Annotated in this window: 21 protein-coding genes; 13 read left to right on the top strand and 8 right to left on the bottom strand. The window is 67.4% G+C overall.

Annotation, left to right across the window (positions count from 1 at the left end; all coding sequences use genetic code 11):
* Positions 1 to 2 precede the first annotated feature (2 nt).
* Positions 3 to 329 (bottom strand): ferredoxin, encoded by a 327-nt coding sequence (fdxA, locus tag AB0E63_RS25785; RefSeq protein ID WP_360371409.1) that lies wholly within the window; start codon positions 327 to 329, stop codon positions 3 to 5.
* Between the two features lie 84 nt (positions 330 to 413).
* On the opposite strand from fdxA, the gene AB0E63_RS25780 reads away from it, so the two are divergent.
* Together AB0E63_RS25780 and AB0E63_RS25775 are read left to right on the top strand one after the other, a co-directional pair.
* On the top strand, positions 414 to 1139 hold the full coding sequence (locus AB0E63_RS25780) for a DUF2249 domain-containing protein (protein ID WP_360371231.1): 726 nt from the start codon (positions 414 to 416) through the stop codon (positions 1137 to 1139).
* Positions 1132 to 1539: a hypothetical protein gene (locus tag AB0E63_RS25775; RefSeq protein WP_360371228.1), complete on the top strand. Its 408-nt coding sequence runs from the start codon at positions 1132 to 1134 to the stop codon at positions 1537 to 1539. The genes AB0E63_RS25780 and AB0E63_RS25775 overlap by 8 nt, the downstream gene beginning before the upstream one ends.
* Before the next feature lie 45 nt (positions 1540 to 1584).
* Here AB0E63_RS25775 and AB0E63_RS25770 read toward each other — a convergent pair whose 3' ends face one another.
* From AB0E63_RS25770 to AB0E63_RS25760, 3 genes are all read right to left on the bottom strand, one after another.
* Positions 1585 to 1950: a DUF488 family protein gene (locus AB0E63_RS25770; RefSeq protein WP_360371225.1), complete on the bottom strand. Its 366-nt coding sequence runs from the start codon at positions 1948 to 1950 to the stop codon at positions 1585 to 1587.
* Positions 1951 to 2032: 82 nt separating this feature from the next.
* On the bottom strand, positions 2033 to 2236 hold the full coding sequence (locus AB0E63_RS25765; RefSeq protein WP_360371222.1) for a hypothetical protein: 204 nt from the start codon (positions 2234 to 2236) through the stop codon (positions 2033 to 2035).
* Positions 2233 to 3225 carry a universal stress protein gene (locus AB0E63_RS25760; RefSeq protein WP_360371219.1) on the bottom strand — a complete coding sequence of 331 codons (993 nt, stop codon included), beginning with the start codon at positions 3223 to 3225 and terminating at the stop codon, positions 2233 to 2235. Before AB0E63_RS25760 ends, AB0E63_RS25765 begins: the two co-directional genes overlap by 4 nt.
* 178 nt (positions 3226 to 3403) lie before the next feature.
* Here AB0E63_RS25760 and AB0E63_RS25755 point away from each other — a divergent pair, with 178 nt between their 5' ends.
* The 5 genes from AB0E63_RS25755 to ygiD all read left to right on the top strand — a co-directional run bounded on the left by AB0E63_RS25755 (position 3404) and on the right by ygiD (position 8667).
* Positions 3404 to 4645, top strand: coding sequence for a helix-turn-helix domain-containing protein (locus tag AB0E63_RS25755; protein WP_360371216.1), 1242 nt, complete (start codon positions 3404 to 3406; stop codon positions 4643 to 4645).
* Positions 4646 to 4901: 256 nt separating this feature from the next.
* Positions 4902 to 5588: a hypothetical protein gene (locus tag AB0E63_RS25750; RefSeq protein WP_360371213.1), complete on the top strand. Its 687-nt coding sequence runs from the start codon at positions 4902 to 4904 to the stop codon at positions 5586 to 5588.
* 42 nt (positions 5589 to 5630) lie between these two features.
* Positions 5631 to 6764 (top strand): transaldolase, encoded by a 1134-nt coding sequence (tal, locus tag AB0E63_RS25745; RefSeq protein ID WP_360371210.1) that lies wholly within the window; start codon positions 5631 to 5633, stop codon positions 6762 to 6764.
* 166 nt (positions 6765 to 6930) lie between these two features.
* Positions 6931 to 7698 carry a hypothetical protein gene (locus tag AB0E63_RS25740; RefSeq protein WP_360371207.1) on the top strand — a complete coding sequence of 256 codons (768 nt, stop codon included), beginning with the start codon at positions 6931 to 6933 and terminating at the stop codon, positions 7696 to 7698.
* 111 nt (positions 7699 to 7809) lie between these two features.
* The gene (gene ygiD / locus AB0E63_RS25735; protein ID WP_360371204.1) at positions 7810 to 8667 is read left to right on the top strand and encodes a 4,5-DOPA dioxygenase extradiol; all 858 of its coding nucleotides are present in this window, start codon (positions 7810 to 7812) and stop codon (positions 8665 to 8667) included.
* A 122-nt stretch (positions 8668 to 8789) separates the two neighbouring features.
* On the opposite strand, the gene AB0E63_RS25730 is transcribed toward ygiD, so the two are convergent.
* From AB0E63_RS25730 to AB0E63_RS25715, 4 genes are read right to left on the bottom strand one after another with little or no spacing between them, the layout of a single operon-like run.
* Entirely contained in the window at positions 8790 to 9581 is a 792-nt protein-coding gene (locus AB0E63_RS25730; protein WP_360371201.1) for an alpha/beta hydrolase, read from the bottom strand.
* 36 nt (positions 9582 to 9617) lie between these two features.
* Complete coding sequence (locus AB0E63_RS25725) at positions 9618 to 10493, bottom strand: GNAT family N-acetyltransferase (protein WP_360371198.1); 876 nt, start codon at positions 10491 to 10493, stop codon at positions 9618 to 9620.
* Positions 10490 to 10957 (bottom strand): GNAT family N-acetyltransferase, encoded by a 468-nt coding sequence (locus AB0E63_RS25720; RefSeq protein WP_360371195.1) that lies wholly within the window; start codon positions 10955 to 10957, stop codon positions 10490 to 10492. Before AB0E63_RS25720 ends, AB0E63_RS25725 begins: the two co-directional genes overlap by 4 nt.
* Before the next feature lies 1 nt (position 10958).
* Positions 10959 to 11576: a hypothetical protein gene (locus tag AB0E63_RS25715; RefSeq protein ID WP_360371192.1), complete on the bottom strand. Its 618-nt coding sequence runs from the start codon at positions 11574 to 11576 to the stop codon at positions 10959 to 10961.
* An 85-nt stretch (positions 11577 to 11661) separates the two neighbouring features.
* On the opposite strand from AB0E63_RS25715, the gene AB0E63_RS25710 reads away from it, so the two are divergent.
* The 6 genes from AB0E63_RS25710 to AB0E63_RS25685 all read left to right on the top strand — a co-directional run bounded on the left by AB0E63_RS25710 (position 11662) and on the right by AB0E63_RS25685 (position 17614).
* Complete coding sequence (locus tag AB0E63_RS25710; protein ID WP_360371189.1) at positions 11662 to 13590, top strand: thiamine pyrophosphate-binding protein; 1929 nt, start codon at positions 11662 to 11664, stop codon at positions 13588 to 13590.
* Positions 13591 to 13606: 16 nt separating this feature from the next.
* On the top strand, positions 13607 to 14311 hold the full coding sequence (locus tag AB0E63_RS25705; protein WP_360371186.1) for a flavodoxin family protein: 705 nt from the start codon (positions 13607 to 13609) through the stop codon (positions 14309 to 14311).
* Between the two features lie 26 nt (positions 14312 to 14337).
* Positions 14338 to 14976 (top strand): sigma-70 family RNA polymerase sigma factor, encoded by a 639-nt coding sequence (locus tag AB0E63_RS25700; protein ID WP_360371183.1) that lies wholly within the window; start codon positions 14338 to 14340, stop codon positions 14974 to 14976.
* The gene (locus tag AB0E63_RS25695) at positions 14973 to 15203 is read left to right on the top strand and encodes a zf-HC2 domain-containing protein (protein ID WP_360371180.1); all 231 of its coding nucleotides are present in this window, start codon (positions 14973 to 14975) and stop codon (positions 15201 to 15203) included. The genes AB0E63_RS25700 and AB0E63_RS25695 overlap by 4 nt, the downstream gene beginning before the upstream one ends.
* A 38-nt stretch (positions 15204 to 15241) precedes the next feature.
* The gene (locus tag AB0E63_RS25690; protein WP_360371177.1) at positions 15242 to 16471 is read left to right on the top strand and encodes a cation:proton antiporter; all 1230 of its coding nucleotides are present in this window, start codon (positions 15242 to 15244) and stop codon (positions 16469 to 16471) included.
* A 183-nt stretch (positions 16472 to 16654) separates the two neighbouring features.
* Complete coding sequence (locus AB0E63_RS25685; protein ID WP_360371174.1) at positions 16655 to 17614, top strand: sigma-70 family RNA polymerase sigma factor; 960 nt, start codon at positions 16655 to 16657, stop codon at positions 17612 to 17614.
* The last annotated feature ends 13 nt before the right edge of the window (positions 17615 to 17627 follow it).

The raw sequence follows: 17627 nt of genomic DNA, 5'->3' as shown, positions 1-17627 counted from the left end.
GGTCAGCTTCCCTGATCCTGCGGCGGCAGTGCCGCGATGAGGGGATGGTCGTAGGGAACGGCACCTGTCTTGAATGCTCCGCCGGGGGAGCCGAGGTTGTCGAAGAATCCTGCGTTCGCGACCTGGTAGTCCTTCCACTGCTCGGGTAGGTCATCTTCGTAGAAGATGGCCTCGACCGGGCACACCGGTTCGCACGCACCGCAGTCGATGCACTCGTCAGGGTGGATGTAGAGGGAGCGCCCACCTTCGTAGATGCAGTCGACCGGGCATTCGTCGACGCAGGCTCGGTCCTTGAGGTCGACGCACGGCAACGCGATCACGTAGGTCACAACGAACTCCCTCACCAGACTCTTGTAATTACTACAAATATCACATGTAATAATTATAAGAACAGACCTGAGGAGAGTGGCAACATGCCGGCTGCGGAGATCTTCATCCAGGCGACCGAGACCGATCCGGACGTCATCGCCCGAGGCGTGGTCCGTGAGGCCCACGCGCGGTTGCGGTTCGGGCTGGCGGAGTTGGCTGCCACGCAGCCAGTTGTCGATGGCGATCCCCCGCGATCTGCGGAGTTGGTGGACTTCTGCCTACGTGAGGTACGCCGGTACTTGGTCACCGCGGATCAGGACCTGTACATGCCGGCGTCCGGAGATGACGAGACGCGACTCCTGGTCGATGCTCTACGAGTCGGAGCGGCAAATCTCGACGCGCAGATCGACCAACTGGCGGCCGCCGAACCGGTCGATGCGGCGAGGCTCGGCGTGACGATCACGGCGGCCTTGGATCTTCACCTTCAGATCGAGGAGTCGGTGTTGCTCCCCGCGCTCGCCGGCCTGCCGGGCGTGGATCCGTCGCTGCTGGCCGCGAACCTGCGGGCTTACCTCGCGAGGGAGCAGGTCGAACAGCCGACGATCATCGACGTGCGGAACATCGCTCGCGGTGGACGTCACCCGCGTGTCTTCGCCCGCTATGCGCGACTGGCGCCCGGAGAGGCGTTCATCCTGGTCAACAACCATGACCCCAAGCCATTGCGCCGGGAGTTCGAGGCCGTCCACCGTGGCGCCTTCAGTTGGGACTACCTGCAGACCGGACCCGGGGAATGGCGAGTCCGGATCGGCAGGCTTGCAGCGGATGCCTGAGGAGGCGCCGGTCGCTCCAGTCGACTCGTTGCCTGAGCAGCCGACGGTGCGGGTCCTGGCCGACGTGCACGAACTCGTCAATGATTCGCCCGTACCGTCGGGTGCTCGCTGGACGCTTGCCGAGCCGGGTCGCCAACTTGACGCGAACCTCATCCATCTACCCGCCGGGCAGCGCGTGGACACCCACACCGAGCCCGATCTCGACGTCGTACTCGTCGTCGTCGCGGGTGGCGGCACCGTCGGTACACCCGGCGCAGAGCAGGTTCTTGCCGACGGCAACGTTGTCTGGTTACCCCACGGCTCGACCCGGAATATCACCGCGGGCAGCGACGGCCTGTCCTATCTGACCGTCCATCGGCGTCGTCCCGGCCTGCAGATCAGCAAACGTCCCAGTCAGTAGGTCGTGCGGAGCGATCCGCCGTGCCGATGAGTTCGGGCGGCGAGGTCACCGTGGCTCCCGCAGGAGTCGGGCCAGGACCGCCGCCTGGCTGTGGTCCACGTCCCTGGTCGCCGTCAGCAGGGTGACGTTGTCGCGTTCTGCCAGCGTGCGCAGGTGATCCAGCGCCGTCCGTGCGGTCTGTGCTGCCAGTTCGTCGCGATAGCGCGCCTCGAACTGCGCGAACTTGTCTGGGACATGGCCGTACCACTTGCGGAGTTCCGTGGACGGTGCGACGTCTTTGGCCCACTCATCAATGGCGGCAACTTCCTTGCGGATCCCACGCGGCCACACGCGATCGACCAGGACCCGGATACCGTCCTCGGGCGCGGGCGGATCGTAGATCCTGCGGACCCGGAAAGCTCGGCGCGTCACGCTTCACCGCCGGCGGGTTCGCCCCTGTCAGGCAGCGTCAAAGCGGTGCGCGCGCACCGAAGTTCGTCGCGGTGCAGCGCACCTAGCCGGGCCATGGCCGCTCGCCGTGCCGCGTGAGCGCTCGCTGCAGGATGCTGAGCAGCAGGTATCGCGCCCTGTTCTGCCCGGCATGGTCAACCACCTGGTCGAGCGATTCCAGCCACTCCTGGGTCTCTGAGGGATCCAGATCGAGCAGTTGGCTGTGCAAACCAAGGCTTTCCGGCAGGCCTTGTGGCGTCGGTGTCATGACCGCTCCTTCAGGTCCGACAACTCGTCCGGGGACGCGATCGCAAGGCGGAGCCGGCCTGCGGACGAGGTTTTGACGGACGGGGTTCGGTGCGGGCGGATCACGGCGACCGGGCAGCCGGCGTGCTGCAGCACGGCCTGACTGACCGATCCCAGTAGCATGCCGGCGAAGCCGCCACGCCCGTGCGACCCGACGACGAGCAGTTCTGCGCCGGCCGATGAATCGATCAGCGCCTGGGCCGGGTGACCGTGCACAAGCTTTGTCCGTACGTCGATGCCGGGGAAGAGCACGCGCTTGCTCTCCATCGCCTCGGCGAGTAGTAGCCGGTCGATCTGGTCGACGATGTCAGCGGGGACACGAAGAGACGGGTGCTGTCGAGTCGTCATCGCAGCGTGCACGGCGGTGATGCCGACGTCGCGGCGGGCCGCCTGCTGGAACGCGAATCGGATCGCCGCGGCCGAGACCTCCGAGCCGTCGACGCCGACCACGATCCGCCCGGTCGGCGAGGAGGTAAACGCCGCACCGTCTCGGTGCGGGTGGACGACGACCACCGGGCACGGGGCATGTGCGGCCACGGTGGCGCTGACCGACCCCACCAGCAGGTCGTGGAAGCCACCGACGCCACGGCTGCCCACGACCACCAGATCGGCATCCTGCGCCTCGTTCAGTAACGTCGGCGCAGCAGAACCGACGACCAATGTGGTGATGACCTTGATGTCGGGGGCCACCCGGCGCGCATGCGCCTCCGCCTCCGTCAGGATCCATTCGGCGGCCGATTGCAAGCCGGAGGTCATGGCCTCCATGAATGTCATGTCCAGGGGGTTGCCGGTCATCGGCCAACTGAAGGCATGAACGATGCGCAGCGGACAGCGCATCGACGACGCCTCTTCGGCGGCCCAGGCCAGGGCGCCCTGCGCGGACACCGATCCGTCGACCCCGACCAGAACTGGCCGGCGACCCCGGTTGTTCACAGCAGTTGCCTTCGTCATGTCGCCGCTCCGCTTCAGCTCTGTGGTGCCCTGCGGTTTCGACTGTGCCGTTCCAGCGGTGAGACAGGTACTGCGGTGATCGGCGAACCTGTGACCGGGCTTATGGCCGACGTCCGGCAACGATGCTCTACTGGGACATGGCCGAGCACCTGCGTCGATCCAGCGCGAGGGGAGCGGCATGAGCGAGTCCGGCGGGCTGCGGTGGCCGGGTTCCGGCGCCGGGAACAGTGCGGATGAAGCGTGGCTGACGGCGATCGCGCAAGCGGCCGCCGGAGACTCCCAGGCGCCGCTGGAGTTGCTGGTCGAGTACCTCAGCCTGCTCGCAGATGCTGCCATCTCCGGAAGGCGGCCCCGGGAACACGAGTTGGCGATCGTGCGTGAACTCGGGCGTCGCGCTGCCGAACAGGGCATCCCGGCCGGACGGGTCGTTGACCTGTACCTGTCCGCGGCCTGGCGGATGTGGAGGGACCTCCCGGATGTCGTGCCGTACCGCGACCGCGACACCGTCCGGGCGTCGGCACAGGCGGTCCTGCATGCTGTCGGTGAAGCAATCGCGGTCCTCGTCGACAGCTATCAGGTTGCCACCCAGCATCTGATCCGGCAGGAGGAAGCGCTGCGCCGCGAACTGGTTGACGACCTGCTGCGGGGCGACCCCGACGTCTCGCGAATCGTCGAGCGTGCCGAACCGTTCGGACTCGACCTCGGCCGGCCGCATCAGGTGGTCCTGGCCCGCCCCGCCGACGAGCTACCGGAGGGCGACACGAGCGTGAACATGCTCGAGCTCTTCATTCTCGACCGTTTCGGGGACCGTGAAGTGCTCGTCGCGACCAAAGAGGGACTGCTCGTGGTGTTGGTCCCGGCGATCGCCCCCAGCACGGCACCGCGCACTGTCAATCAGGACGTGGGGACTCTGATCCATGACGCGTTGATCCGGCACCGGTCGGGCCGAGAGTGGCGCGTCTCGACCGGCCGGCCCTACCCCGGCGCGTATGGCATTGCCCGCTCCTACGAGGAGGCGCGGGAAGCGTTGACGCTTTCCGACCGATTGCGACTCGACGCCGCGGTCGTCGATGCACGGGACATGCTCGTGTACCGCGTCCTGGTCCGCGATCAGGCCGCCATCGTCGATCTCATCCAGGCCGTGCTCACGCCCTTGACCCTGGCCCGCGGCGGCGCTGAGCCGCTGTTGCTGACACTCGAGGCGTACTTCGAGGCCGGCGAGGTCGCCACCGACGCCGCACGCCGCCTGAACGTCTCGGTCCGCACCGTCACCTACCGGCTGACCAAGGTCAAGGAACTGACGGGCCACGATCCAGGCGATTCTGCTCAGCGGTTCATCCTGCACATCGCGGTCCTCGGCGCACGACTTCTCGAATGGCCCGCGCGTGAGCTCCCTCACGGCGCGGAGGCCCGCGCCTAGCCAACCCGGCGCAGTGTCCCGCTGAGGCAGCCCATCGTTGCCGGACCTCGGCGATCAGGACGGCCTCAGTTCGCCGATCGGCGCCGTACCGGTCGTCGGCCGGCAGCGGCAAAGTCGTAGCTGCGAACAAGGAGGTTGTCGTGGACCAATCAGTCGTCCTCCGACCCGACGCCACGGTGCCGGAGAAGACGTCATGAGGGCCTATCGGGTCGTGTGGGTGTTCATCTGTGGTCTGCTAAGCGCCCTCGGTGCACTCATGGCCTTCACCTGGTCACTCTCGAGCGTCATCATGCTGCTCGTCCTCGCGGCCCTCATGGGCGCAGTCGTGGCGATGGTCGCTTTGGTGAACCCCGACGGACCCACCCGGCATCCGCGGGATCGACGACGGATAGTGGTCCGCAGTGCAGCCCTCAGCGCGGGTGGCACGGTCTCCTTCATTGGCCTGGGTACCTTGCTGGGCGCTCCGACAGCGCTGCTGCTGCTGGCCATCATCGTCGGAGGATCCCCTTCTGCTATTCAGTACTGCCTTGGCCGGCTGAGCGATCACGGCCACCTGGCCAGCTCGGCCCCTCAGCCTGCCCGGCCGGATCGTGCCGACCGCATGTCAAGGGCCGCGACGGCAGCCGTCCTGAGGACCGAACCAGAATCGGGGGCCAGACCTCGCGTCACGCCGGATGCCCTGAGCGACAAAGCCCTCTGCCTGGCCTGGCGGGCTAGCTTTTCGGCTCTGCAAAGGGCCAGTTCGCCGACGCAACGGTTGCGGATCGTCGACGAGCGCCGGGCGTATCTCGACGAGATCGAGCGCCGCACCGCCAATGGCATGGCCGCGTGGCTGGCGTCAGGACCGAGAGCAGCTGGAGACCCCAGCAGGTTCGTTCTGGGAGATCCGGCAGGACGCGCCCCCATTGACTGGGACGCCCTACTCCACGACACGGACATGTGAACAACCACTACTCCGGCGAATGCCAGGGAAACCGAGAACACGATGACCAAGCTGGAACACCTCTACGGCTACTACGGGCAGAGCCCCTGGCTGGACAACCTCACCCGTGCCTACCTGCGTGACGGCACCCTCGCGCGCATGGTCGACAACGGGATCCGAGGCGTCACCGCCAACCCGACGATCTTCGCCAGGAGCATCACCGGCTCCCACGACTATGACGAACAATTCTCGGCGCTGATGGCGGCCGGTAGGTCGGTGGACGAGGCCTACTGGGAGTTGGTCATCACCGACGCCAGTCAGGCGCTGGCCGTACTGCGACCGGTATTCGACGGGGGTGACTGCATCGACGGGTTCGTGTCAGTGGAGGTGTCTCCCGAACTGGCTCACGACGCGCCCGCCACGATCGCCGCCGCGCGCTGGCTGCGCCGTCGTATCGCCCAACCGAATCTGCTCGTGAAGATCCCCGCAACTGCCGAAGGTGTCACCGCCGTCGAAACGCTGACCGGAGAAGGCAGCAGCATCAACGTGACGCTGCTGTTCTCCCTGTCTCGTTACGCCGAAATCATCGAGGCCTACCTGTCCGGGCTGGAGAAGTTCACCGCGAACGGCGGGGATCCCTCGACTGTCAGCAGCGTGGCCTCATTCTTCATCAGCCGGGTCGACACCGAAGTCGACCAGCGACTCGAGGTACTCGGGACCGACGAGGCGCTAGCCCTGCGTGGCCATGCCGCCGTCGCGCAGGCCAAGCTGGCCTACCGGTTGTTCACCGAACAGTTCTCCACTGCCCGCTGGCACCGGCTCGCCGGCCTGGGCGCGGATCTCCAGCGTCCGCTGTGGGCCTCGACGTCCACCAAGAACCCGAGCGATCGCGACACCCGCTACGTCGAGGAACTCATCGGCCCCGACACCGTAACGACCTTGCCCGAAGCAACGATCGCAGCATTCGAGGATCATGGTACGACTGCTCGCACCGTCGACAGCGGTGTGCCGCAGGCAGCCGAACTGATGCGGCGGCTGGCAGCAGTCGGCATCGACATGACCGCCGTAGGTCGCACCCTTGAGGACAACGGCATCGCCGGCTTCGAAAAGGCATACCAGGATGTACTGGCGAACCTCACGAACCTGGCAGCAACCCCCCAGACACTGCGGCCCCGACCACAACGAGCCCGGCGCTGAGTGATTGCCGTTGCTGATGCTCCCACACCCCGGATCAGTCATCTTGCCGGGCGTCGGAAATCACGCTGCTGAGAGGTTCGCCGACCGCGGCCCTACTCGTCATCGCCACATCGAGGAAGGGTTGTAGGTAACGAAGTCAACGAAAGAGCACCGCTGGGAGGTCGTCGTGCAAGGCACCAAGAGCGTCTACCGCGTCGTCTGGTTGTTCTTCTGCGGGCTGCTCGGCGTGGTGGGTGTGGTGGTCGCGTCCACCTGGTCGCTGGGGATGACCATCGCACTGCTGGTGATGGCGGCCATCGTCGGCGGTTTCCTGACGTGGCTCGTGCTGATCCCTGAAGGCGACGACAACCCCCGGCTCCCACCGGACCGACGACGAGTGGTGGCCACCAGCGCGGCGCTCAGCGGAGGCGGCTGCGTGGTATTGATCGGCTTAGGGATGCTATTAGGCGCCCCGATGGCAGCGCTTCTGTTGGCACTGGCGATCGGTGGATCGCCTCACATCATTCGGTTCTGCCTGCACCGGCTCAGACATCACGGCCACTTGTCCACACCGCCGACCCAGGCGGTCGCGCGAGGCGACAACAGAACATCATCGGATTCTGTCCCGACGCCCAACTCGACCGCCGAGCCCGAGCAAGTTGTACCTACCCGCACTGCGCCGTCCGAACTGAGCGACGACGCGTTGTGCCTGGCATGGCGGGCCAGCTTCTCCGCTCTGCAAAACGCCACCTCACCGGCGCAGCGCCTACGCATCGTAGAGGAACGCCAGGCGTATCTCGATGAGATCGAGCGCCGAAACCGCCGCGGCATGGCCACATGGCTGGCATCAGGTGCGAGAGCCGCAGGAGACCCAGGCCCATTCGTTGTCGGCGAGAGTGGGGCGGGTCGATCCCCGATCGATTGGGATGGCCTGATCCACGGCACAGGCAAATGAGACCCGCTCGCATGGATCTGAGCTGGTCCGTCAGAAGGTCGACTCGAGGCGCGCGGCTGTGCGACTGTGCGGCGTAAGGTCGGGCTCGGACTCGAACCGGGGGAGACGAACGTGAACAACACCCGGATGCCCGTTGCTTTCCTTGGCCACGGCAACCCGATGAACGCGCTGCAGACGGACCGCTACACCGAAGCCTGGCGGATCTTCGGGGCATCTGTGCCGCGGCCCCGAGCCATCCTGGTCATTTCCGCGCACTGGTACACCAACGCCACCGCAGTCACCGCGATGCCGCGGCCCCGCACCATCCACGACTTCTACGGGTTCCCGCAAGAACTGTTCGACGTGCAGTACCCGGCGCCCGGGGCACCGGAGGTTGCGGAACTCGTGGCGGACGTCTGCAAGCCCAAGTGGGTGGGGCAGGACATCGACAGTTGGGGAATCGACCACGGCACCTGGTCGGTCCTCCTCCACGCCTTCCCGGACGCCTCCATTCCCGTCGTCCAGATGTCCCTCAATGCGTTCAAGGACTTCGACCATCACCTCGAACTCGGCCGGAAGTTGAGCCCGCTGCGCGATGAGGGCGTCCTCATCGTCGGCAGCGGCAACGTCGTCCACAATCTGCGCGCAGTCGACTACCGCAAACCGGACTCGGGGTACGACTGGGCTCTGCGTTTCGACGAGGCTGCACGCGAGGTGCTCGAGGGTTCTCCTACGGAGGTAACCGCTCTCGACGCCCACCCTGACTTCGCCCAGGCTGTTCCCACACCAGACCATTTCCTGCCCTTGCTCTACGCTGCCGGGCTCGCCGGCGACGAGCCATTCGATCTCTTGGTCGACGGACATGCCGCCGGCTCGATCTCGATGGCCGCTTACAGCCTGGGGCTCGACTGTGACGTAACCGTTGCGTCCGACGCGGGGCCTGCCGCTCCGCTGCCCGACGGCTTCCCGACGGCCGACAGTAACCTCTGAACAATGTCTCGACGCAGGACGGGGTCGGCTGGCTCCGGGGACGCGCTTGGCCAGATGCTGCACCGGCCTCGACCGGGCGATGACATGAGCCATTAGTTCGTTCTCCGGGAGTGCGCCGGCGCTCAGCGGTGCCGGTCGAGGAATGTGGTGAGTGCCGTGAGGTATTGCGGGCGGTTGTCGCGGCGTACCGAATGGCCGGTATTGGGGATGTGTACCGCCTGGAACTCGCCGGCCGCTGCTCGGGCGCAGCGCTCCGCGTACTGGGTGGAGATCAGCGAGCCGCGTTCGGTGTCTCCGTGGATCAGTAGTACTGGGCACGTTGTCGCGGCCAGGAGGTCGGTCAGCGGGGACGAGTTCTGAAACGGCCGATCGAACAGATGCGGGTTGACTTGCGCCTTCGAAACGGCCCAGGGCTCGAGCTCGTCATCGGGCCAACTGGGGTCCTCGGATCGGCCGCGTGCGATCCGCGACGGCAGATCGAGTGCTCGGAGGTCCGCGAGCCAACGCGGTTCGGACACCGGTTCGTCCTGTTGGTCGGCCGGCGGCTCTCCAGTCGGCGGGTCCTCCAGCACAACCGCACGGACGAGGTCCGGCCTCGCCGCGGCCAGGTAGGCGGCCGACATCGCGCCCATCGAGTGGCCGACCACAACCACCCCGCCCTCACGGGGCTGACTCGACAGCACGAGGGCGGCGTCGTCGCGGAGTTCGGGATAGCCGAGCGGGCCCTCCGGAAGCCCGGACTCGCCGTGCCCGCGCGCATCGATCGCAAGCGCCCGAACCCCTGGCATCGCGCCGATCAGTGGCTCCCAGCACTGCGCGGAGTCGGAGAAGCCGTGCAGGAAGGCGACCTCGGCCACCGCCTCATCGGTCCGGTACCACGCCAGATGGGCCGACCTACCTCGCACGCCGAACATGCTTGCGGACAATAGCGCAATCACGCGAGCGCACCGTCACAGGTACTCCGTGCGGCCGGAGGGATCGAGGTGCTTCACGAGGACGGCTCGGGTGTAGAGGAGGTTGAAGCCACTGTGTTGGGCGTTCTGCTGGGATTTCGATGCGGGTTGTGTGGTGATCACGCCGACGTCGCAGCCTGCGGTAGCTGCATCGGAGAGGCGGGTGAACAGCAGAGCGGACTGGATGCCGTGGCGGCGGTGCGCGGGGAGCGTTGCGGCGCCGGCGAACTGGGCGACGTCGTCGGTTGTCCGGAGTCCGGCTCCGCCGGCGATTTCGCCGTTCAGGATGGCGGTGTAGCGGGTGATGTCGGCCGCGGAAGAGTCGCGTTCGGCTTCGATGTAGGTGTCGCGAGGAAACTCCTCGCGCCATGGGACTCCCTGGGTGTCGGGTACGGCGACCGCGTCGGCCATCAGGTTCAGCCAGGCGTCGAGTTCATCCTCGCCACTTCGCCGGATCTCGATTCCGTCGGGCAGCGTGACGTCGTACGCGTTCTCGATGGCGATGCCGAGCACGTTCTCGAACGACTCCAGGAGATACCCGCGACGGCTGAGGGCGATGCCGATCTCGGGGTCGGCCAGATGCGGGAGCTCGACCTGCACGGGTGCGCCCACGGCGGCGTAGGCGTGCTCGAGTTCGTCGAGCTCGTCGGCAGTCGGTACGCCGCCGAATCCGAGCCCGACGACCTTGTTGAACGGCGAGTCGTCGTCGGCGAAGCTCGCGAGTCCGCCTGCCACCGGAATCACGAAGCCTCGGCCGTCGGCGAGGCGGCGGTGGGCGGCGAGGGCGGTGGCCTCGATCAGCCCGGCCTCGGCCCGCTCGATACGCGCCGCCAGGTCAGCGTCGCAAAACAGAGGTGTCCGACCGGTCTTCATGACTCTCCTGACAGGTCTCGGCTCAGCCAGACCCGGTCGAGTAGTGGGATGCCGTCGATGACGATTTCGCCGGGGTAGCCGGTCGATGCCTCGAACGCGTCGCGTTCGATGCGGAGCATGCGGAAGCCTTGACGTTGGTAGAAGCGCAGATTGCCGATGTCGGCTGCCGCGGTGGCGACGAGAAGGCTTCTCGTCGCGTTTTGCCGGCAGTGTTCGAGCGCGGTTCGAACCAGGGCCCGCCCGACGCCCGTGCCTCGTCGATTCTCGGCGACCGCCATGCTCTTGAGCTCGACGGTGTCGTCGCGGGCGATCAGTTGGAGGTGTCCGATGATCTCGCCGTCGTCCTCGGCCACGAACACGGTGCCGAGGTCGATGTAGGTGTCGATCTGCTGCTCGGAGTCGTCGGCCTCTCGGAAGAGCGGGCGCAGCAGTTCCTGCTCCCCGTCATAGCGATGGATCAGCATGTCAGCGAACCGCGTCTCGTCCGGCCCGGAAGAACTGCACGACGGCGGACGCGTCGTCCAGCGCCGCGATCGGTTGCGCCGCGCCGAACGGTACGTTCCAGAAGGAACCGGTCTGCGGAGTCCACGGACCGACATACGCGTAAGGCTCGGGGATGGCATCGTCACCCGGCGAGACACCGTAGTTCACCTCTCCCACGCTGATGCCGACGTCGAAGTGCTCGGGCCACAGCACTGGTGTCTGCTGCGGCGCGAGTACTCGCAGTGCGTCTTCGCCCTTGGCGAAGGCGTCGGCGAGCAACCGGGCGGCCGACGGGTCCACCTCCAGCTCGTCGTCCGGAGAGATCTTGGGCCCGCCGGAGTACACGTCGTCGAGGCGGCTGGCCTCGACTCCGGCCGCGGCGGCCAGGTCCGCGTAGCTGCCCGTGAGCGGGATCGATCCGGATGGCGCTACCAGCCGGTCGCCGTCGACGCGCAGGCCTGGCGACACGACCGTGGCGAAACCTCCCGTCACGACACGCAACCTGATGCCGCCGCCCTGGTGGTACTGCGGTCCGGCGAGGACCAACTCGGCGACTCCGTGCAGGGACCGGCGGGTTACGGCGAGCGAACGTTCGTCCATGGCTGCGATTCCTCCTGTAACGCCTGCCCGACGGCCGGCACTGATCATCCAGAGGGTCCGTGTCGCAGAGGGTGGGAGACGTTACATGAGCGCGAACTGGCATCGAGTGGACGAGGTCGACGTACCGGCGGACGGGCGGGTCCGCAGCGTCGTGGTGGATGGCCGGAGCATTGCGCTCGCCCGGTGCGGCGCGCGGCTCGGCGCGTTGGAGAACCGGTGTCCGCACCAAGGCGGCCCGCTCGGCGAAGGCTCGATCGAGAAAGGTTTGTTGCGATGCCCATGGCATGGGTACGACTACGACCCGATCACCGGTGAGCCGCCGGAGGGCTTCTCCGACAGCGTCACGTCGTACCCGGTGGACGAGCGGCAGGATGGCATCTACGTGCAGCTGCCGGAGCTGCCGCAGCGGACCCGGACGGTGGCCGACGTCCTGGTCGAGACGCTGGTTGCCCACGGCATCAGTCATGTCTTCGGCATGGTCGGGCACTCCAACCTCGGGTTCGCCGAGGCCATGCGCCGGGCGGAGGAACGCGGTGAGCTGACCTACATCGGCATCCGGCACGAGGGTGCCGCCGCCTTCGCCGCCAGCGCCTACGGCAAGCTGACCGGCCGGCCGGCCGCGTGCTTCGCGATCGCCGGACCGGGTTCGACCAACCTGCTCACCGGTCTGTACGACGCCAAGCTCGACGAGGCGCCCGTGGTCGCCATCTCAGGTCAGGTCCCGTCCAAGGTGCTCGGCCGCGGCGCCTTCCAGGACCTCGATCTGACCGCAGTCTTCAAGGATGTCGCAGTGTCGAGTACGGCGGTCCAGGCCGGCAGCGATCACGCCGAACTCGCGGCGCTGGCGGTCAAGCACGCGATCGACGGCCGAGGCGTCGCGCACCTCGTCCTGCCCGATGAGGTGCAGATCCTCCCGGCCGACGCCAAGGCCAAGGACCCGACCGGCCGGCTGTCCCGGCGAAGGATCCGCGCTGACGAGGACACCCTTGCCAGGGCCGCCGGGCTGATCCGCGACGCCCGGCGCCCGGTGCTGATTGCCGGACACGGCGCACGTGGCGCCGAGGACGAGGTCCGTGAGCTGGCGGAGCGTCTGCGCGCACCGGTGCTGACCACCTTCAAAGCCAAGGGGCTCGTCCCCGACACCCATCCGCTCGGCGCGGGCGTGCTCGGTCGCAGCGGCACGCCGGTGGCCAGCTGGCTGATGAACGAGTCGGACCTGCTGATCGTGGTGGGCGCGTCGTTCTCGAACCACACCGGGATCGCGGCGTACAAGCCGATCGTGCAGATCGACGACCACCACGCCGCGATCGGGCGCTTCGACGCAGTGACCGTCGATGTACTCGGCGACGCCGCACTCACCCTCTCCGCTCTCACCGGCCGGCTCGCGGACACCAAGGCGGAGGACCAGCGGCCCGACGTCGCCGAACGCTGGGCGATCTGGCGTGCTGAGAAGCAGCGACGGGTGAACGACGACCGCGGCCGGGGCGTCTCGGCGGCCGCCGTGTTCGATGCGCTGTCCCGGCACCTGCCTGCGGACGCGGTGGTGACCGTCGACGTCGGGAACCATGCCTATTCGCTCGGCCGGTACCTGGAGTCGAAGGGGCAGCCGGTGCTGATGTCCGGGTACCTCGGTTCGATCGGCTTCGGCTATCCGGCCGCCCTCGGCGCCTGGGCGGCGGCGCCCGGGCGACAGATCGTCGCGGTGACCGGTGACGGCGGGTTCGGCCAGTACGCGGCCGAGCTGACGACCGCGGTGAAGTACGGGATCCCGATCAAGCACGTGCTGCTCGACAACCACTCGCTCGGCAAGATCAGCAAGGAACAACTCGCCGCCGACTACCCCGTCTGGCACACCTCACTGCGCAACCCCGACTGGGCGTCGTACGCCGAACTCTGCGGCGCGACCGGGATCCGCGTCACCCGCCGCGGCGAGCTCGACAACGCGATGACCGACCTGTTCGCGGCCACGGGACCCGCCCTGCTCTGCGTCGAGCAGGACGCCGAGCTGCTCTGACCACCAAGGAGAGACCATGACCGAGTACGACGACCTCCGCGCGCTGTACGTCAACTGCACCTTGAAGCGCTCACCCGCGGTCAGCCATACCGAGGGCCTGATCGACGTCAGCCGGAAGATCCTGGAGAAGCAGGGCGTCCAGGTCGATGTGATCCGGGCGATCGACCATGACATCGCCACCGGCGTCTGGCCGGACATGACCGAGCACGGCTGGGCCACGGACGCGTGGCCGGCGATCCAGGAGCAGGTGATGGCGGCCGACATCCTGGTGATCGCCGGGCCGATCTGGCTGGGTGACAACAGTTCGGTCACCAAGCAGGTGATCGAGCGCTTGTACGGCAACTCCTCGATTCTCAACGAACACGGGCAGTACGCGTACTACGGACGCGTCGCCGGGTGCCTGATCACGGGCAACGAGGACGGCGTGAAGCACTGCGCGATGAACATCCTCTACTCCTTGCAGCACCTCGGCTACTCGATCCCACCACAGGCCGACGCCGGGTGGATCGGCGAGGCCGGGCCGGGTCCGTCGTACCTGGACGACGGATCAGGCGGGCCGGACAACGACTTCACCAACCGGAACACGACCTTCATGACCTGGAACCTGTTGCATCTGGCAAGGATGCTGAAGGACGCCGGCGGCGTCCCGGCGTACGGCAACCAGCGGTCCGAGTGGGACGCGGGCTGCCGCTTCGACTTCGAGAACCCGGAGTACCGCTGAGCCTGTTGTTTTTGTACCGTCGGCTTGTGGGGGTGGTTCTGCCGGCGGACGACGTCCTCGTCGCCGGGCTGCGGGCCGGGGACGAGGAGACGTTCGCGTGCCTGCTGAACGGCTGGTCAGGCTCGATGCTGCGACTGGCCCGCTCGTTCGTGTCGACCGCGGCGAGCGCCGAGGACGTCGTGCAGGACACCTGGCTGGCGGTCTTCCAGGGCATCGAACGGTTCGAGGGCCGCTCGTCGTTGCGGACCTGGGTCTACCGGATCCTGGTCAACATCGCTCGCAAGCGAGAGTCCGCGGAGCAGCGGACCATGCCGTGGGCCAGCCTCGGACCGGACCACGATCCGACCGTCGATCCGAGCCGCTTCCGAGGTCCGGACGACCAGTATCCGGGCGGCTGGCTGGCCTTTCCGGAACGCTGGCCGACCACCGAGACCGAGGTACTCGCGCACGAGGTCAGAGCTACTGTGGCAGCGGCGATCGACAACCTGCCGGCCCGGCAGCAGGTGGTGCTGACCTTGCGTGACATCGACGGACAGAAGGCGGAAGACGTGTGCGCGTTGCTGGATATCTCGATGGCCAATCAGCGCGTCCTTCTCCACCGGGCACGCGCAGCAGTCCGCGGCCGGCTCGAGCGGTACTTCAGCACGGCCGGAGACGACTCATGACATGCGCTGAACTGGTCGAATTGGTGACCGCCTACCTCGAAGGTGCCCTGGATCCGGACACCGAACAGCGTTTCGTCGAACACCTCGCGCTCTGCGACGGCTGTGACATCTACGTCGAGCAGATGCGCCGTACGATCGCCGAGGTCGGCGAGGTCGAGCCGGAGAGCCTTTCGGCCACGACTCGCGACCGTTTGCTGGACGCGTTCCGCACGTTCCCGCGGGATTGAGCTGTAACGTCCGCCTGGTGCGCCGGCACTGATCCGATATGCCGGATGTGGAGTTCACCAACCTTTTCGCGGTCGTGTTGATCGCACTTCTCGCGCCGCTGCTGCTCGGATTGGCCCCGCGGCTCCGGGTGCCGGCCGTGGTCCTCGAGATCGTGGCGGGCATCGTGGTCGGACCGCACGGCCTCGGATGGGTCGAGGTCGACCTGCCGGTCCAGATCGTCGCCGTGCTCGGCCTGGCCTTTCTGCTGTTCCTGGCCGGGCTGGAGATCGACGTCCACCAACTGCGCGGACAGGTCCTGCGTCTCGCCGTACTGGGCTATCTGGTCACACTCGTGCTGGGTGGCATCACCAGTGCGGTGTTCTCGGCAGTTGGTTGGGTAAACAGCGCACTGCTGCTCGCGGTGGCGCTGTCGGCGACGTCGTTGGGTCTGGTGGTGCCAGTGCTCAAGGACGCGCGGAAGGCGGACACCGCAGTCGGGCAGTTCACCATTGCAGCCGCATCAGTCGCCGACTTCGCCGCCGTACTGGTGCTGTCACTGGTGTTCTCGACCGAGGGCGGCAGTGCTGGTGAGCGCTTGGTGATGGTCGGTCTGTTCGCATTGCTCGTAGTTGTCACCGGACTCGCGGTCGCTACCGCCGGACGGTCGCGACGGCTCGGCAGTGTGCTGGTGCGGTTGCAGGACACCACCGCCGAGATCCGGGTCCGGGCCGCGGTCGTACTGCTGGTCGCATTCGTCGCGCTGGCCGAGCGGTTCGGTCTGGAGACGATCCTCGGTGCCTTCCTGGCCGGTGCGGTCGTCGGCTTGGTCGATCGGGACGCCTCGTCACATCCAAGGTTCCGGATCAAGCTGGAGGCCCTGGGCTACGGCTTCTTGATCCCGGTGTTCTTCGTGACCAGTGGGCTGCGGCTGGACCTGCGTGGTTTGCTCGAGGACCCGGCCGCGCTGGCTCGCGTCCCGCTGTTCCTGATCGCGCTGCTCGTCGTCCGCGGCGTACCGGCGTACCTGGCTGTGCGCACCCTGGGCGGCCGGGCGACTGCGGCAACAGCCCTCCTGCAGGCGACGTCGCTGCCGTTCATCGTGACCGCGACGCAGATCGGCGTCGTCACCGGTCTGATGGGACCAGTGACCGCCGCCGCACTGGTCTGCGCCGGACTGCTCTCGGTGCTGGTGTTCCCCGCGATCGCCCTCGCGTTGCTGCGAGACTCCCGAGGCAGGAGTGTCAAGCCTGCCCCGGCGGCCGAGCGCGGCGCGGACCGCCCGGCGTGAGGCGCTGGCCGTCCGAAACTTGGCGGTGCAAATGGTCGACCGGTCTATAGGTGTGGCGGGAACAAGCCTGGCCTGTAGACGTGGGTCTCGACGATCGGGCCGTCCTCGATCGCGGCGGTTCGAGTACTCGCGTGAAGGCGGGTCGGATCGGGGAGGCGTTGAGCCCCAGTAGCCTGGGAAGTTGTGACGACGAGTGTCGAGTTCACCGAGCTCACCGCGACGTACCGCCGCGAGTTGCTCGCGCATTGCTACCGGATGCTCGGTTCGATCGACGAGGCCGAGGACGCGGTGCAAGAGACCTACCTGCGGGCCTGGCGGTCGTACGACGGCTTCGAGGGCCGGTCATCGGCTCGGACGTGGCTGTATCGCATCGCCACGAACGCCTGCCTGACCGCGATCGAGCGCCGTGGCCGTCGGCCGCTGCCATCGGGTCTCGGCGCACCGAGCACCGACCCGGACGTGCCCTTGGTGGCCGGACCGGAGGTGGCGTGGCTGCAGCCGTACCCGGACGTTCTCCTCGGTGACCTCCCGGACGACCCCGCGGCGGTTGCGATGTCGCGAGCGGGGATCCGGCTCGCGTTCGTCGCCGCGTTGCAACATCTCTCGGCGCGGTCCCGCGCCGTCCTGATCCTGCGCGATGTCCTGCAGTGGTCGGCTGCCGAGGTTGCCGAGTTGCTGGAGACGACCCCGACCGCCGTGCACAGCGCACTGCGGCGGGCGCGTGCCGACGTGGCCCGCTCGACGCCGGCCGTCGACGACGTCGCGGAGCCGGGCGAGGCGGAGCGGCGTGGACTCGTCGAGCGGTTCGCGGCAGCGATCGAGCGTGCGGACGTCTCGGCGGTCGCCGAGCTGCTGCGCGTGGACGCCGTCCTGGAGATGCCGCCGCTGCTGACCTGGTTCGCCGGCCGCGATCCGGCAGCCCGCTTCCTCGGTGCCACCCTGCTGCTCGAGCCTGGTGGTCTGCGCACCGTCCGGACCCGGGCCAACGATCAGGACGCGCTGGGCGTGTACTCGCGCGGTCCCGATGGTGTCCACCACCCGCACGCGGTGATCGTGCTGAGCGTCTCTCCCACCGGCATTACGCGCATGGTCGCGTTCCAGGATCCCGGCCTGTTCCCGGCGTTCGGACTGCCGTCCGAATAGAACTTTCGCTGCG

Origin of the sequence: Kribbella sp. NPDC026596, assembly GCF_040638415.1 — a bacterium.
Taxonomy (GTDB): domain Bacteria; phylum Actinomycetota; class Actinomycetes; order Propionibacteriales; family Kribbellaceae; genus Kribbella.
Note: the sequence above shows the minus strand (reverse complement) of the source record. Positions and strands in the feature narration are given on the sequence as shown.

Excerpts from the sequence above, each read along its gene's own strand:
- AB0E63_RS25780 (WP_360371231.1), top strand. The coding sequence starts at position 414 with ATGCCGGCTGCGGAGATCTTCATCCAGGCGACCGAGACCGATCCGGAC.
- AB0E63_RS25775 (WP_360371228.1), top strand. The coding sequence starts at position 1,132 with ATGCCTGAGGAGGCGCCGGTCGCTCCAGTCGACTCGTTGCCTGAGCAG.
- AB0E63_RS25705 (WP_360371186.1), top strand. The coding sequence starts at position 13,607 with ATGACCGAGTACGACGACCTCCGCGCGCTGTACGTCAACTGCACCTTG.
- AB0E63_RS25695 (WP_360371180.1), top strand. The coding sequence starts at position 14,973 with ATGACATGCGCTGAACTGGTCGAATTGGTGACCGCCTACCTCGAAGGT.
- AB0E63_RS25765 (WP_360371222.1), bottom strand. The coding sequence starts at position 2,236 with ATGACACCGACGCCACAAGGCCTGCCGGAAAGCCTTGGTTTGCACAGC.
- AB0E63_RS25755 (WP_360371216.1), top strand. The coding sequence starts at position 3,404 with ATGAGCGAGTCCGGCGGGCTGCGGTGGCCGGGTTCCGGCGCCGGGAAC.
- AB0E63_RS25730 (WP_360371201.1), bottom strand. The coding sequence starts at position 9,581 with ATGTTCGGCGTGCGAGGTAGGTCGGCCCATCTGGCGTGGTACCGGACC.
- AB0E63_RS25725 (WP_360371198.1), bottom strand. The coding sequence starts at position 10,493 with ATGAAGACCGGTCGGACACCTCTGTTTTGCGACGCTGACCTGGCGGCG.
- AB0E63_RS25750 (WP_360371213.1), top strand. The coding sequence starts at position 4,902 with ATGGCCTTCACCTGGTCACTCTCGAGCGTCATCATGCTGCTCGTCCTC.
- AB0E63_RS25715 (WP_360371192.1), bottom strand. The coding sequence starts at position 11,576 with ATGGACGAACGTTCGCTCGCCGTAACCCGCCGGTCCCTGCACGGAGTC.
- AB0E63_RS25760 (WP_360371219.1), bottom strand. The coding sequence starts at position 3,225 with ATGACGAAGGCAACTGCTGTGAACAACCGGGGTCGCCGGCCAGTTCTG.
- AB0E63_RS25710 (WP_360371189.1), top strand. The coding sequence starts at position 11,662 with ATGAGCGCGAACTGGCATCGAGTGGACGAGGTCGACGTACCGGCGGAC.
- tal (WP_360371210.1), top strand. The coding sequence starts at position 5,631 with ATGACCAAGCTGGAACACCTCTACGGCTACTACGGGCAGAGCCCCTGG.
- AB0E63_RS25690 (WP_360371177.1), top strand. The coding sequence starts at position 15,242 with ATGCCGGATGTGGAGTTCACCAACCTTTTCGCGGTCGTGTTGATCGCA.
- AB0E63_RS25720 (WP_360371195.1), bottom strand. The coding sequence starts at position 10,957 with ATGCTGATCCATCGCTATGACGGGGAGCAGGAACTGCTGCGCCCGCTC.